Below are 610 nucleotides of genomic sequence, written 5' to 3'. Positions count from 1 at the left end.
CCACCGGACACCGCCGCCCCCGGCCCTTGGACCGTCACGATCTATCCACTCGAGGACACCCTCGGCAACGACGACGCCACCTTCCACAACCACCCCACCAAGCTCACCGTCACCAACACCCCTCCGGACACATCTGCTCCGGTGTTGTCGGACTTCGACTTCAGCCCGAAGACCGTCGACGTCAACGACGGCGCCAAGCAGGTCACCGTCTCCGCCCACGTCACCGACGCGACGGGTACGACCGCCCCGACGCTGCTCCTGGATTCGGACTCCACCACGCAGACCGCAGGGTTCGGATCGATGACCCTGACCTCCGGCACCGCCCAGGACGGCGTCTGGTCGCGGACAGTCACCATCCCGGACACCGCCGCCCCCGGCCCTTGGACCGTCACGATCTATCCACTCGAGGACACCCTCGGCAACGACGACGCCACCTTCCACAACCACCCCACCAAGCTCACCGTCACCAACACCCCTCCGGACACCGTGCCAGGGGCCCCGACTGGGGTGACCGCGACCGCCGGGGACGCCCAGGCGATGGTGTCGTGGACCGCGCCAAGCAGCGATGGGGGCTCGGCCCTGACCGGGTACACCGTGACCAGCTCCCCCG

At 68.9% G+C, this 610-nt stretch carries 1 protein-coding gene; it reads left to right on the top strand.

The window, feature by feature from the left end; all coding sequences use genetic code 11:
* Positions 1-610: hypothetical protein (locus ACYVC6_RS07870; RefSeq protein WP_460712665.1), on the top strand; the 610-nt coding region annotated here is incomplete at both ends.

Source organism: Nocardioides dilutus (assembly GCF_054779555.1).
Note: the sequence above shows the minus strand (reverse complement) of the source record. Positions and strands in the feature narration are given on the sequence as shown.